14 protein-coding genes and 2 tRNA genes are annotated in these 14,360 nt (G+C 57.0%); 2 read left to right on the top strand and 14 right to left on the bottom strand.

Annotation, left to right across the window (positions count from 1 at the left end):
• Position 1: 1 nt before the first annotated feature.
• From H8S02_RS00925 to spo0A, 3 genes are all read right to left on the bottom strand, one after another.
• Positions 2-87: transfer RNA gene (locus H8S02_RS00925), tRNA-Leu, on the bottom strand.
• A gap of 31 nt (positions 88-118) precedes the next feature.
• A tRNA-Leu gene (locus tag H8S02_RS00920) sits at positions 119-203 on the bottom strand.
• A 161-nt stretch (positions 204-364) separates the two neighbouring features.
• Entirely contained in the window at positions 365-1,132 is a 768-nt protein-coding gene (gene spo0A / locus H8S02_RS00915) for a sporulation transcription factor Spo0A (protein ID WP_243166345.1), read from the bottom strand.
• Positions 1,133-1,420: 288 nt separating this feature from the next.
• Here spo0A and spoIVB point away from each other — a divergent pair, with 288 nt between their 5' ends.
• Positions 1,421-2,434 (top strand): SpoIVB peptidase, encoded by a 1,014-nt coding sequence (spoIVB, locus tag H8S02_RS00910; protein WP_186968815.1) that lies wholly within the window; start codon positions 1,421-1,423, stop codon positions 2,432-2,434.
• A gap of 462 nt (positions 2,435-2,896) precedes the next feature.
• Here spoIVB and H8S02_RS00905 read toward each other — a convergent pair whose 3' ends face one another.
• The 3 genes from H8S02_RS00905 to H8S02_RS00895 all read right to left on the bottom strand — a co-directional run bounded on the left by H8S02_RS00905 (position 2,897) and on the right by H8S02_RS00895 (position 5,168).
• Positions 2,897-3,610 (bottom strand): JAB domain-containing protein, encoded by a 714-nt coding sequence (locus tag H8S02_RS00905; protein ID WP_186968814.1) that lies wholly within the window; start codon positions 3,608-3,610, stop codon positions 2,897-2,899.
• Between the two features lie 209 nt (positions 3,611-3,819).
• On the bottom strand, positions 3,820-4,737 hold the full coding sequence (locus tag H8S02_RS00900) for a hypothetical protein (RefSeq protein WP_186968813.1): 918 nt from the start codon (positions 4,735-4,737) through the stop codon (positions 3,820-3,822).
• A gap of 11 nt (positions 4,738-4,748) precedes the next feature.
• On the bottom strand, positions 4,749-5,168 hold the full coding sequence (locus tag H8S02_RS00895; RefSeq protein WP_186968812.1) for a hypothetical protein: 420 nt from the start codon (positions 5,166-5,168) through the stop codon (positions 4,749-4,751).
• A gap of 137 nt (positions 5,169-5,305) precedes the next feature.
• On the opposite strand from H8S02_RS00895, the gene H8S02_RS00890 reads away from it, so the two are divergent.
• Positions 5,306-6,727 carry a hypothetical protein gene (locus tag H8S02_RS00890; protein ID WP_186968811.1) on the top strand — a complete coding sequence of 474 codons (1,422 nt, stop codon included), beginning with the start codon at positions 5,306-5,308 and terminating at the stop codon, positions 6,725-6,727.
• 95 nt (positions 6,728-6,822) lie between these two features.
• On the opposite strand, the gene H8S02_RS00885 is transcribed toward H8S02_RS00890, so the two are convergent.
• The 8 genes from H8S02_RS00885 to H8S02_RS00850 form a co-directional block, all read right to left on the bottom strand.
• Entirely contained in the window at positions 6,823-7,365 is a 543-nt protein-coding gene (locus tag H8S02_RS00885; RefSeq protein ID WP_186968810.1) for a hypothetical protein, read from the bottom strand.
• 28 nt (positions 7,366-7,393) lie between these two features.
• Positions 7,394-7,975: a flavin reductase family protein gene (locus tag H8S02_RS00880; RefSeq protein ID WP_186968809.1), complete on the bottom strand. Its 582-nt coding sequence runs from the start codon at positions 7,973-7,975 to the stop codon at positions 7,394-7,396.
• 65 nt (positions 7,976-8,040) lie between these two features.
• Positions 8,041-8,679 carry an ECF transporter S component gene (locus tag H8S02_RS00875; protein WP_186968808.1) on the bottom strand — a complete coding sequence of 213 codons (639 nt, stop codon included), beginning with the start codon at positions 8,677-8,679 and terminating at the stop codon, positions 8,041-8,043.
• Positions 8,680-8,753: 74 nt separating this feature from the next.
• Positions 8,754-9,533 carry a type III pantothenate kinase gene (locus H8S02_RS00870; protein WP_186968807.1) on the bottom strand — a complete coding sequence of 260 codons (780 nt, stop codon included), beginning with the start codon at positions 9,531-9,533 and terminating at the stop codon, positions 8,754-8,756.
• Between the two features lie 314 nt (positions 9,534-9,847).
• Positions 9,848-11,179, bottom strand: a complete 1,332-nt coding sequence (locus H8S02_RS00865; protein ID WP_186968806.1) for a glucose-6-phosphate isomerase — start codon at positions 11,177-11,179, stop codon at positions 9,848-9,850.
• A gap of 271 nt (positions 11,180-11,450) precedes the next feature.
• The gene (gene glyA, locus H8S02_RS00860) at positions 11,451-12,692 is read right to left on the bottom strand and encodes a serine hydroxymethyltransferase (protein ID WP_272884527.1); all 1,242 of its coding nucleotides are present in this window, start codon (positions 12,690-12,692) and stop codon (positions 11,451-11,453) included.
• A 139-nt stretch (positions 12,693-12,831) separates the two neighbouring features.
• Complete coding sequence (nth, locus tag H8S02_RS00855; protein ID WP_186968805.1) at positions 12,832-13,470, bottom strand: endonuclease III; 639 nt, start codon at positions 13,468-13,470, stop codon at positions 12,832-12,834.
• A gap of 56 nt (positions 13,471-13,526) precedes the next feature.
• Positions 13,527-14,354, bottom strand: a complete 828-nt coding sequence (locus H8S02_RS00850; RefSeq protein ID WP_186968804.1) for a type III pantothenate kinase — start codon at positions 14,352-14,354, stop codon at positions 13,527-13,529.
• Between the last annotated feature and the right edge of the window lie 6 nt (positions 14,355-14,360).

The following is a 14,360-nucleotide window of genomic DNA, read 5'->3' as shown; positions in this document are numbered from 1 at the left end:
TTGGTGCGGATGGGGGGACTTGAACCCCCACGTCCTTGCGAACACTAGCACCTGAAGCTAGCGCGTCTGCCATTCCGCCACATCCGCATGTGGTATTTACTTCTGCACTGAAAGGAAATGGTGCGAGTGACGGGACTTGAACCCGTACGTCGTTCGACACACGCCCCTCAAACGTGCCTGTCTACCAGTTCCAGCACACTCGCATTTCCAATTGTCAGCGAGTCGCCTCGCTCTCAGCGACAAGAGTTATTATATCAGCGTCTTCCGCATTTGTCAACACAATATTCCGATTTTCTCAAAAAAATTTTGAGACAGGTTTACGGGCAGAGTTTTCACCTCCCCTGCCCGCATCCCCTGCCGCGCTTTACGCCCCAAACCGCATCTGCAAACGCAGTCTGTCGGCAATCATCGAGATAAATTCGCTATTTGTCGGTTTTCCCTTGACACCCGAAACCGTGTAGCCGAAATAGCTTTGCAGGGTTTCGAGGTCGCCGCGGTCCCACGCCACCTCGATCGCGTGGCGGATGGCGCGCTCAACGCGCGACGAGGTCGTATGGAATTTCTTTGCGATCGACGGGTACAATACCTTGGTGATCGCGCTGACCGACTCGATATCTTCGACCGCCATCATGATCGCCTCCCGCAGATACTGATACCCCTTGATATGTGCCGGGACGCCGACCTGATGGATCACCTCGGTCACACGCACCTCCAGTGCGACCGCATTCTCCTCGCGCGCCATGCGTTTTCTGCCCGAGCGCCACAGCCGAATGCGCTCACAGACCTTTTCCGCCGCGATCGGCTTGCGCAGGAACACATCCACGCCCAGGCTCGCGCACTCTGCGCAGACCTGCGTACTGCTGAATGCCGAAAGCACAAACACCGCCGGCATGTTCCCTGCCGCGCGCAGCTGTTCGAGCAGCAGCACGCCGTCCATTCCGGGCAGGGACAGCTCCGTGATGAGCAGATCGGGCCGCAGCTCCCCAACTGCGGCGAGCGCCTTCTCGCCGCTCTCCGCAATGCCTACCAGCTCCATATCCTCTGCGTTCTCACACAGCGCCGCCATCTCCGCGCAGAAATCTCCATCGCTGTCCGCCAGAAGAATACGAATTTTTCCAACCATGTTATCCATGTTATCAACCACTTTCACACAGAATATTTTTAGACAATACCGTTTTGCCTTTATTTTTCTATGTTCAAGATTTTACCATACTCTCTGACGTTATTCAATTCATTTCAGCAACTTTTTTCGTGTTTTCGTTGACACTTTTCTGCATATTATCGCAATATCCGTCGTTTCTTCCCTTATTTCGTGCAATCAGGGTTTTCCTTCCATTTCCCGTTTCATGCCGGGGCAAGCAAAACTTCACATGTGTTTTCGCCCGCCCGCCGCGGCAAGCTAACAGCGGAGGTGACAGCAGTGGGGCATTCAAAAATCAAACGGCTGGCGGTATTTCTGGCGCTCGTTTTCCTGTTCCCTGTACAGGCGGCGGCCGTGCGCGAGGTCGTCCCGATCGGGCACACGGCCGGCATCCGGATGAAAAGCGAGGGCGTGCTCGTGGTGCGGCTCGATACGGTGCAGACAGCGGACGGCGAACGCTGCCCGGCGCGTGACGCCGGTGTGCGTGAGGGCGACATCATCGTTTCCGCGGGCGGCACAGAGGTATCATCGAATGCCGAGCTTCAGTCCGCGCTCAAAGCGGCTCAGGGCGGCGCGGTCGAGCTCAGCATCAAGCGGGGTGATGAAACGCACTCCGTGCAGATCACGGCCTGCACGGACCAGACAGGCGTATACCGTCTCGGCATTCTCGCACGCGACAGCATGGCCGGCATCGGCACGCTGACGTTCGCAGATCCGCAGACCGGCGTGTTCGGCTCGCTCGGCCACGGCATCTGCGACGCAGAAACCGGCGTCCTGCTTCCGCTCAGCGAGGGCGATCTGATCTATTCGACGGTCGAGACTGTGACACGCGGAAAATCCGGCGCTCCGGGTGCGCTCCAGGGCGACTTTTCCGACGCGCGTCCCATCGGCACGGTAACAAAAAACACGGTGCACGGCATTTTCGGTACGCTCTCCGACCTCTCGCTTCTGAGCGGACAGGGCGCTCTTCCTGTGGCGGCGCGCGATGAAATCCAGACCGGCGACGCAGAAATCATCGCGAACATCGACGGCGACAAGGTACAGCGTTATTCTGTGCAGATCGTGCGGCTCTATCCCGAAAATGACGAATACGGCCGCGGCATGATGCTGCGCGTGACCGACAAGACGCTGCTCGCGCAGACCGGCGGCATACTTCAGGGTATGTCCGGCTCACCTGTCGTTCAGAACGGCAGGCTGATCGGCGCGGTGACGCACGTTCTGGTAGATGACCCGGCAAGCGGCTACGCGATCTGCATCGATGATATGCTCAGGGAAGCCGAAAGCGTCGCCTGACCTTCGGTGAACCCGGCAGTCTGCGTGCTGACGAATGCAGAACGCAGGGAGACCGAAAGTTCTTCTCTCTCCGAGTGCTATTCCGTGCGTCAGCGCCGGCACCGCGGCAATGAGCCTTAACAACAAATTGAAAAGCGGCAGGCTCTCGCCTGCCGCTCAGTCTGTCGATAAAGTCTGTTTTCACGCCAAACAGCAGTCGCGCGGCAGCGCGCATTCAAAAGCGTTTGCTGCGCAAACGCATAAGCCCGTAGGCCTCTATCCTCAAAAATATTTAATGAGAGCAACCGGGGGCGTGTACCTCGGTTTTCATACTTTAAGAGGGAGAAAGTTTCCGTATGGGAACTTTCGGACGTCCGTGTTTTGCGAAGTCAAAACACAGATTGTCGGAAAAACGATAGTTTTTCGACAGTCTCAAGCGGCAGGCTCTCGCCTGCCGCTTTTCGAAAGGATATTCTAAAAAAATCAGCCCCGGCGGCCGTGCATCATGAGATGGAGCTCGCCGCCGCGCGCCATCGAGTAGTAGCTGTCCTGTGCAACGATGCAGTGATCGACCAGCGCGATGTCGAGCGGAGCAAGCCGCGCGACAAGCATCTGTGTAGCGCTAATGTCCTCGCGCGAAGGACGAGCCTCACCGTTCGGATGGTTATGCGCGAGCACAACCCCGGCAGCGTTGCACATAACGGCGCTGCGCGGGATGGCTACCGGATCGAGAAGCACCTTTGAGGTGCTGCCGCGGCTTTGATCGTCGCAGCGGATCAGCCGGCAGCTGCTGTCGACGTAGGCAACGCAAAGCGATTCCGTATGCAGCGCGGCAAAGCGCGGAACGAAGAACGCTCCGATCTTATCCGGGTCGTTCAGCCGGACCACGCTGTTCCGTGCCCGGTTGCGGTCGGTCTGATAGCGGCGCATGCTCGCGCTGATGAGCGACAGATATTCGGCCGTGCGCGGACCGACACCCTCCACCTCGCACAGCTGATCGGCCGTCGCCTCGAGGACGGCATGGAGCGAGCCGAAATGCTGCATCAGAGCATGGGCAACCGGGTTGGTGTCCCCCTGCCGGATGGTATAATACAGCAGAACCTCCAGCAGCTCATGGTCTGCGAATGCATCGACACCGAACCTGCCGAATTTATCAAGCATGCGCCGGCGATGCCCCTGATGTGGATTTCCTTCCACGGGTATCGCCTCCCTTGCCGTGGGTCTGTCCATGTATGAAAAATACAGAAAAAATACATATTTCTACTTCTACTATACATTTTGCAGGACATATAGTCAAACGCATTTATTCACAGCATGTGCAGAAAATTCCGATCGTTTTTTGGGCAGATTCACCAAAATGACAGTCTGGCGAGTCTTAATACGCCCAGCTTCCCGACAAAAGTCTCTTACCGTGACCTGCTAACTGCATTTTCGTTGCTTTCGCCACGGTTTTGCGCATCAATCAGGATTTCGGTCATCCCGTCATTGCTTGAAACAACATATACCGGCTGAATGTATTCGCCACCCACATCAGCATAGAATCCGAGCTCCGCCTGTTCCATTTTCCTGTTTTGCGGTGATTCATCTCTGGTACACAGAAAGTCCTGGGCAAGAAATCTATTTTTTATCGTCCGAAGGTCTGACAGCTGAACCTGTGCGATCTTCTCATATTCGCCCGCCAACTTTTCCACTCCAACAATTTTCCCTTCAGCTCCAACTGCGATACAGATACGGAATACGCCATAAACAGGCCGATTTTCCACCGTCGGATAATAGAAAACATTCCATCGAACAACAGATGAAGGCTTATTTCTTTCCTCTCCGCTCATATCAGCGATGGCAGTGGGATTTCCCAGTGTTTCGACCGGATACAAATTCGATATAAAATCATTGGCAATTTGGATGGCTTTCTGTTTTTCCGGCACATTTTCTCCCGTATCATATGCCAGATCGGTTTGATATATCCAGCGTCCGCTTTCCGTATCATATCCCAACACCGCGGTGGAGGATGCCGGCATTGGGTCTGACACCGTTCCAAATTTCGCATTCTCATCTAAACCGAGTGCCTTTCTGATATTTTTCTGATCCTGCGCTGAATCCACCTTTTTCAGTTTGTAAACCGCGCAGGCTGTTTCGGGCGGAAATTTCACATGATCCAGATTGCAGTTGTTTACAATATCAGACTGATTTACATACCCAGAAAATTCAAGCTCTGGGATTTTACCTATTGACATCCGGCAAAAATGCAGCAACACAAAAATTAAAATCGATGCTCCTACCAGCGCTGCAATTCCAATTTTACGGCTGTATAACTGTTTTTTCATTCCTATCACCCCTAATTTGAAATTATTACAGAAAGTAAGCCCTCATTATTATAAATTGTCAATGTACTCCAAGGCGATTCGACTACCGATTCCCTGCCGCCGCGCTTGCCCATATAGCGGCTGTCTCTCCACTCGATCTGGTCGAAATCATTTCTGCTGACGTATTGCCCTGTCGTGTCGATCAGACCATACTTGCCGTTTCCGGTCGCTCCCTTGCCACCGCCGTTTCGAGCAGCGCGTCCCGGTCCGCCGTATCGACCGCCCCTGCGCCCGCCGCCATACTGCCTGCGGCCACCGCCGCCGCGATCAGATAACGCCATCATTTCATAAAGCATCCCTCCTGCTTTCATGTTATCCGGCAAAATTATGATATTGTTATTATAACATAAGCATTCAACGAACAAAATACTTTGCAAAAAAATCCATTTCACGTGCAGCTCTATCGTCCCTCCATTTTTGATCCGGTCGTGTGCACATTGACCGGGCGTGCGCGTTGTAGTAAAATATGGTGTATGAGGTGATTCCCATGAACCGACCGAAAAAGTCCGCCCTCTTCCGAAGGCTCCGCATGACATTCTTCTGCGTGCCGCTTGCGGCGATCTTTCTGCTTCCGCAGCTGTTTTCCGGCTTTCTTCTACCGAGGCAGGTCGAAACAGCCGTGATCCATACTACCGCAGGCGACGTGACGCGGCGGGAATTCGAGACGAGCAATTCCTCCTTCACACAGCACATTCGAACCTGGACAGATGCCGAAAACACCGCCGTGCGCAGCGACCGCTTTGCGCCTGTGTCGGGAACGCAGACGCACGAAAGTTCGGTCCTCTCTGTCAAGGGCACGGGCACGATGCGCACCTACGACGTCAAGGCGAACCGCTGGAGCGAAGCGCCGCTCCGCGCCGGCACCTTCCCCAAGGGCATGTACTTCATCCGCGCGGACGGCGGCGACAGCATCATCGTCACGCCCCTCGCCTACCGCGACCGCGGAACCGGCATGATCGAATATCTGCCGTCGAGCGACGGAACACTCAAGGTCACAAAGACCGCAGACGGCTTTTCCCTCTCGGTGCAGAGCGGCTCAGTGCCTGCCGGCGCGTTCAGCGACTCTCTCGCCCTGACCTCGCGCAGACAGCTGTTCGACTGGAACGACGGGGACACACTGACCCACTGGCAGAACTACCGCTTCACCGACGACAACCGCTGGTGCTGGAGCGGCTATTACTACACCGCGCCTCCCGAATATTACCCGAACGGCGAAAACTACTTCCATGCACTTCCCGGCGCTTACATCACCTGCAAGATGGTGCGCAACGCGGAGGACGGCGCCTGCCGGATGCTCGGCATCGCCATGCTGGACGTCATGCGGCAGCAGCAGAACGAGCTCGGTTTTATCCCCTCGACCGCCGGCAGCACATGGCTGAAAAACGATTACGGCATCGAGCCGGGATATTATGACACGCGCTTCAACACCGACCTCTGGCTCGCTGTGGTGAATGCGGCCGAAAACTACGGTGTGACCGAATGGCTGCCGCAGGCGCGGAAATACGCCGATTTTCTCGTGCAGTACGCACAGGAGCATCATTCCTCCATCACGACCGGAGACGCGCTGCTCGTGCAGGACTACTGGCACCCGAACGGCGAGGGCCTGCCGACACACACCTCGCTCAACCATCATTCCGTCGAGGCGGTCTTTCTCTATCGTCTTTCCCGCGCCGTGGGAGACGACGGCTATGCCCTTGTCGCGGACCGCATGGTAAAAGGAATCGAGCAGACAGTCTCCCTGTGGGTCCGCCCGGACGGCAATCTGCATTACAGTCTTTCTCCGGCCGGTGTCGGCGGCGGCGCAGATTACCCCTACCTCACCTACAATGATCTTGTCGACCTTCAGACGCAGTACACCGCCCGCTTCCATCATCCGAACTCCGCTGTTCGGATGCTCGCTCAGACTAAGCTGAACTGGATGCAGAAAAATCATGTCGTTATCCTGTACTGACGCCCTCCACCGGACCGTCGTCTTTCAGAACGGCAAAAAGCACGGAATGCATCGCGCATTCCGTGCTTTTGTTTTTCCCTGCTTCAATTACAGCATCAGCCGCCGCATTCCTCGCGGACAAACAGACAGCCGTCGATGAACGCCGCGATGCGTTCCCCGGAAACATACAGCTTGATGTCATCCGTCTGCCCCGAGAAGGTTTCCATGTCCACCGGAATATCCCACTCCACCGGGTCGGTCTCCGCGAAGCAGTCCATCGTGCCGAACGGCACTTTCGAGACCGCAAAATGCGGCTCGGTCATAAAATGCTCGACGAGCTGAAGCGTGTACACCTCGCCCTCGTACAGCACTGCCGCGACGCAGTACGCCCCGTCCGACACATGCACAAGCTCCTCCTCCGCCGTGTCCCAGAACATCACCACGCCGCCCTGCATGCCCGCCGTGTGCAGCACGCACAGGATATAGCGCCCGTCGGTCTCGACAAAGCCGCCCTCGTTCTCGTAAATATATTCCCAGTACGGGTAGATGTCCTCACCGCAGATGCGCTGCTCCATGCCGTCGACATCCGCCGCGATCAGTACGTCCTCCGGAAGGTCCGGCTCGAATTTGATCTGATAGATATTAGGTCCCTGCTGCATTCTGCCCTCTCCTTCCGCGCGTCTCACATTATTTTCTTCGGCGTTTCGGCTTTTTCTGCACGCTGTATCCGAACTTTCCGAGCTTTCGGCCGAGGCCGAAATATTCGCCGTGCGAGTACATGATAAGGCCGGTTCCGTTGATATCGAAGCGACCGGTCTCGTCGAGATAGCGGTCATCCGCCGTCACGCCCACGACCTCTGCAAGGAACATGGTATGACTGCCGAGGGCGCGCTCCTCGACCACGCGGCACGCGATGCTGACCGGACTTTCCGCGATGCCGGGAACGGACACGCCCTCGACCGGGATGGGCGTGAGACCGGTCTTCGCGAACTTGTCGACATCCCTGCCGCTCACAACGCCGCAGTAGTCGCACGCGCGCGTCAGCGGCTCGGTCACGAGATTGATGACGAACTCGCCCGTCTCGCGGATCATATCATAGGAATAGCGCGTCGGACGCACCGAGATCGACACCATCGGCGGATTGGTGCACACCGTGCCCGCCCACGCGATCGTGATGATATTCGGCTTTCCCTCCCTGTCCGCGCAGCTCACCATGACCGCCGGGACAGGATTGAGCATATTGCCCGGCTTCCAGCTTTGTTTTCCCATTTTTCTCTCCTTTTAGATGACACATCCCCGGCGCCGCCTGAATAGACCTGCCGGGGATGCCGTTGTTAATCTTCCGTTTTGGATGTCTTGGCCGGTGCGCGTGTGCCGAGGAAGGACGAGACCGCACGGGTGATCACGCCGCCTGCCGCGCAGCATACGATCGCCTCGATCAGACCCTGCACGCCGACGAGCAGTACCACGAACATCAGCGGATTGACCGCGCCGAGGTCTGCGACCTTGCTCTGGATAAATTCGGTATGATAGAACACCAGAACGATATATCCCATGAAGAACAGCGTATTGAGCAGCGGCGCACTCAGCGCACCGATAAAGTAGCTCCAGCCGCCTCTGCGGTCGATAAAGCGCAGCGCCTTGAAGATCAGACCGACGCAGAAGCCCATGAGCACGCGCATGACAACGCACAGCACAAAGGTATTCAGCGGACTGATCTGGAAGAACATGCCGGTCATGCCCACACCGGAAAGCGCGTCCTTGAAGCTGACGAGACCGAATACCGCGCCGAGAATGGCGCCGGCCGCCGGGCCCATCGTCATCGCGCCGACCGCGATCGGCACGGTCAGGAACGACATATACAGCGGTCCGACCGGAACGCTGCCAAGGCCGATCAGCTTCATCACGATCTCGATCGCCGCAAGCAGACCGAGCTGTGCGAGAAAGCGCACGTTGGTTTTGTTGTTATTCATTTTTATTCCTCCCGCTCCCGTCTCAGCATTCCTTCCGCCGAGTACAGGGCAAAATTTTAACAAAGAAAAGCATCTCAGCCGCGGTTTTTGCTCCAGACGAGCCGCAGCCCCTCGAAAATAAGGTCATCCGCGCGATCCCAGCCGATCGAGAGATGCGGCGCGATCAGCTGGCAGCAGTCGCCCGTGAGCCAGACCCGAGGCGTTTTGCCGAGGACAGCGGCATAACGGCCGATGAGACCGTCGACCATGGCAGCCGCGCCCATGACCGCGCCGACACGCATCGCGTCCGCGGTGTTCCGCGCCATAACGTCATATCTTGCGCCGCGCACGAGCGCCACGGTCGGCAGCTGCGCGGTCTGTGCACGAAGCGCTTCGAGCGAAAGCTCGACGCCCGCGGTGATGGCCGACGCGACGAGCGCGCCGTTTTCATCGAGCACGGTGAAGGTTGTTGCGCATCCGCAGTCCACGACCACGCACGGCAGACTGCCGCGCGCCTTGGCGGCGACGGCCGCCGCTACGCGGTCCGCACCCACCTGCTGCGGCTGGTCCGAGCGGATATTGAGGCCGGTCTTGATGCCGCTCGACAGGCTGAGCAGCTTGTGGCGGCTGCCCGCGATGCGCGCGAGCGCGTCGATGAGCGTCGGCGTCAGCTGCGGCACGACCGACGCGAGCACCACGCCGGTGATACGCTCGCCGGACACGCCGTAGAGTGTGAACAGCTGTGTCAGCATGAGGATATAGTAGTCCGAGGTCTGCCGCGGCTCAGTCTGTACGGAAGCATGGAAGCGAATTTCCTCTCCCTCGAAGCCGACCGCACGGATATGACTGTTTTCCGCGAGCACGGTGATGAGCATATGCAGACCTCCTTCAAAACTTTTTCAGTTTATTATACCCCTATTTCTGTCATAACGCAAGACTTTACATAAAAAAACGGAGCAGAGAAAACTCCCTGCTCCAGTCTGTCGAAAAACTTCGTTTTTCCGACATCATGTGTTCTGACTGCGCAGAACACGAGTCGTCCGAAAGTTCCCATCCGGAAACTTTCTCCCTCTTAAAGCATAAAAACCGAGGCACATGTCCCCGGTTTTTATAAAATCGCTGCGCGATTTTCATTTTATGCGCGCTTCCGCGCGTCTGCTGATTTTTGAAAGAGTTTTTCAACAGTATTTTACATTCTGCCTTCCAGATACTTTTTGCGCTGCTCATAGCCTTTTTTGCCGAGCAGAGCGAACATATTCTTCTTGTATGCCTCGACGCCCGGCTGATCGAAGGGATTTACGCCGAGCAGATAGCCGGAGATGCCGCAGGCCTTCTCGAAGAAATAAACGAGGTAGCCGAAGTGCCATGCATCCGCGCGGTCGATCTCGAACACGATATTCGGCGTGCCGCCGTCAACGTGCGCGAGCAGCGTGCCCTGATATGCCTTGGAGTTGACGAACTGAACGCTCTTGCCTGCGAGGTAGTTCAGGCCGTCGATATCGTCCTTTTCCTCCTTGATGATGCTCTCCGAGCGCGGCTCGCGCACCCAGAGCACGGTCTCGAACATCATGCGCGTGCCGTCCTGAATAAACTGACCGATAGAATGCAGGTCGGTCGAGAAGTTCGCGCTCGTGGCGAAGATCCCCTTGTGGTCCTTGCCCTCGGACTCGTTGAACAGCTGCTTGTACCATTCGCCGAACATGACGAGCGCCGGATCGTAGTTGACGAGGATCTCCATCGACTTGCCCTTGCGGTGCAGGATGCTGCGAAGCGCCGCGTATTTTGCAGCGAGATGGTCGGTGGTATGGCGGTTCTCGATACGTGCCTGCGCCGCGCCCTTCATGACCTCGTCGATGTTGACGCCCGCCGCCGCCATCGGCAGCAGACCGACAGGCGTCAGCACGGAAAAGCGTCCGCCGATATCGTCCGGCACGACGAAGGTCTCGTATCCCTCATCGTCCGCAAGCTGCTTGAGCGCGCCGCGCTCCTTGTCCGTGGTCGCAAAGATGCGCTCCTTCGCGCCCTCGCGGCCGTATTTCTTCTCGCAAAGCTCCTTGAAGATACGAAACGCAATGGCCGGTTCGGTCGTCGTACCCGATTTGGAGATAACATTGATGCAGAAGTCCCGGTCTCCGACAATCTTGACCAGATCGTTCAGATAGCTGGAGGAAATATTGTTGCCGGCAAAGTAGACCTCGGGCGTGCCCTCCGGGCGGATCTGATTGTACATCTGACCGTTCACAAATTCGATCGCCGCACGCGCGCCCAGATACGAGCCGCCGATACCGATCACGATAAGTACGTCCGCCGTTCTGCGGATCTTTTCCGCCGCCTGCTTGATGCGCGCAAATTCCTCCCTGTCGTAATTTTCCGGCAGATCCAGCCAGCCGAGAAAATCATTGCCCGCGCCCTTGCAGCTTTCGAGTGTATCCTGCGCGACCTTTACGAGCGGCTCTGCGTCGTGAATTTCGTCATCCTGCACATACCGCCAGAGGCCGCTCATCTTCAGTTCCATAGACATTCTTGCATTTCCCCTTAATTTAACCTCTCAAACCCGGGTCAAAGCGTCTCTCTCACTGTAACCCTTTACCAATAGTATACCATATTTGAGAAGAAAGGCAAGTGTTTTGTTCATTTTCTACAAAACATTTCAATTTTCACACGGATTTTGCAATATTTTTACCACACCGTTTTTTTCGTAAAAATAAACAAAGACCGCTTTTCATATGAAAAAGCGGTCCTTGATGCGATAATTTGTTGCAAAAACAGGGAGAAAAATATCCGTTTTTTTCTTAGTAGATCGGGAAACGGGAGCAGATCTCGCATACGTTGCGGCGGATCTCGTCAGCCTTGTTGTCGAAATCGGTCGCTGCCTGCCAGATAAACTCAGCGATATGCAGCATTTCCGGCTTGCCGAAGCCGCGGGTGGTAACGGCCGGGGTGCCGATGCGCTGGCCGGAGGTGACGAACGGGCTTTCCGGATCGTTCGGGATGGCGTTTTTGTTCGCGGTGATGTAGACCTCATCCAGACGGCGCTGCAGCTCCTTGCCGGTAACGCCGGTGCCGCGCAGGTCGATCAGCATGAGGTGGTTGTCCGTGCCGCCGGAAACCAGATTGAAGCCCTGATTCTGGAGGGCTGCCGCCAGTGCCTTTGCGTTGTCAACGACGCGCTGCTGATAAGCCTTGAACTCCGGCTTGAGCGCCTCGCCGAAGCAGACAGCCTTCGCCGCGATAACGTGCTCGAGCGGACCGCCCTGGGTGCCCGGGAAGATCGCCTTGTTGAACTTCTTGGCAAGCTCCTCGTTATTGGTGAGGATAACGCCGCCGCGCGGACCGCGCAGGGTCTTGTGGGTGGTGGTGGTCACGACGTCCGCATACGGAACCGGGCTCTGATGCAGACCGGCTGCGACCAGACCTGCGATATGCGCCATATCGACGAACAGGTATGCGCCGACCTCATGTGCGATCTCAGCGAACTTTTCAAAATCAATGGCACGCGGATAAGCGGAAGCGCCGGCGATGATCATCTTCGGCTGCTCCTTCTTCGCCATGTCGCGGACTGCGTCATAGTCGATGTAGCCGTTGTCGTCTACGCCGTAGGAAACAATGTGGTAGAGCAGACCGGACTGGTTGACCGGAGAGCCGTGGGTCAGGTGGCCGCCGTTGTCCAGGCTCATGCCCATAACGGTGTCGCCCGGCTTGCAGAGCGCCTGATAGACCGCCATATTGGCCTGCGCGCCCGAGTGCGGCTGAACGTTTGCGAACTTTGCGCCGAATACCTCGCAGACGCGGCTGATTGCCAGACGCTCCACCTCATCAACGCATTCGCAGCCGCCGTAATAGCGCTTGCCCGGATAGCCCTCTGCGTACTTGTTGGTCAGAACCGAGCCCATCGCCGCCATGACTGCCTCGCTTACGATATTCTCGGATGCGATCAGCTCGATATTGCGCTGCTGGCGCTTATATTCTGCCTCGATCATATTGCCCAGTTCCGGGTCATATGCCTTTACGAACTCCATTGCCTCGCGTACCATGTTTCATCCTCCATTTGCAAGGGAAATATTATTATAACTATTAAACCACAATTTCCTCATTCTTTCCATAGTGAAAGAGATAGTAAATTGCAAGGTTCACAGAAAACTTTCTGTGAATGTTGTTTAATCTGTATATTTTTCACCGCATTTTTCCGAACGACGGACAGATGTCCGCGAGCGGGCAGTCCGTGCAGCGCGGCGCACGGGCGGTGCAGTGCTCCCGGCCGAACAGCACGAGGCGGTGACAGAAGTCGCTCGACTCTGCGGGCGTGACGAGTCCCCGCAGCGCCTTTTCCACCTTGACCGGGTCCTTCTCGTCCCGAACAAAGCCGAGACGGTTGGACAGCCGGATGCAGTGCGTGTCGCACACGATGGCCGGCTTGCCGAAAATATCGCCGAGGATGAGGTTTGCGGTCTTGCGTCCGACGCCCGGCAGCCGCAGCAGCTCCTCCATCGTGTCGGGCACCCTGCCGCCGTACTCCGCGAGCAGCATCACCGCGCAGGCGTGCAGGTCGCGCGCCTTGGTGCGGAACAGGCCGCAGCTGCGGATATCCTCCGCGATCTCCTCCTCGCTCGCCTCCGCGAAGCTCTCGAGCGTCGGAAAATCAGAAAACAGCTTTTCCGTCACGATGTTCACGCGCGCGTCCGTACACTGCGCGGAGAGCCGCGTCGCGAACAGCAGCTCGTAGTCGTGCGTATAGTGCAGTGCGCAGACCGCTTCGGGATAGACCTGCTTCAGCCGCTCCGTCACCGCCTGCATGCGTTCCTTCTTTGTCATGGCTCATTCCTCTTTCTAAGACAAAAACCGAGAAAGCTCCCGGTTTTTGTGCAGTATCAGCCTTCCTCAGTCACTTCGATGTTGCCGATGTTGTCAGCAAGTCTCCTGCCGCGGAAGGCATCCTTATTGTTTTCATAGATCAGACGCAGACCCTCGAGCGTCAGATTCGGGTCCACCTCGTCTATCAGCGGACAGTATTCCGCCATCATGCGGCCCATGCCGCCGGTCGCGACAACGCGCGCGCTGCCGCCGAGCTCCTTCTGGATGTCGGTGATGATGCCGGTCAGCGCGCCGACATAGCCGCGCACCGCGCCCGACTGCATCGAGCGGACGGTCGTCTTGCCGATGGCGTGCTCGGGCATCTCAATATCGACGCGCGGCAGCTTGGACGCCTTGAGGAACAGCGCCTCCATCGCGACCTTGAGTCCGGGGAAGATCGCGCCGCCCTGATACGCGCCCTCTGCGTCGATGGCGTCGAACGTGGTCGCCGTGCCGATGTCGACGATGATGAGCGGCCTGCCGTAGCGCTCCATCGCGGAGACCGCATTGATCAGGCGGTCCACGCCGACCTCGCGCGGATTGGCGTAGCAGTTGCGCACACCGATGTCCACATCGCGGCCCGCGATGAGCGGCTGCACATGCAGATACTTGCGGATCGCGTTGACGAGCGTGTACATCACGGGCGGAACCACGCTCGCAATGATGACCGCGTCGGTCTGATGACGGTCGAGACCGTGAAAATGGTAATACTGCGCGATCTGCATACCGAGTTCATCCGATGTACGCTCCGCGTTGGTGGAGATGCGGAACGAGCCGCAGAGCTTCTCCTTATCGTAAATGCCGAACACCATGTTGGTGTTGCCTACGTCTATCGCCAAAAGCATTGATCT

Origin of the sequence: Agathobaculum hominis, from assembly GCF_014288055.1 — a bacterium.
Lineage (GTDB): Bacteria > Bacillota > Clostridia > Oscillospirales > Butyricicoccaceae > Agathobaculum > Agathobaculum hominis.
Note: the sequence above shows the minus strand (reverse complement) of the source record. Positions and strands in the feature narration are given on the sequence as shown.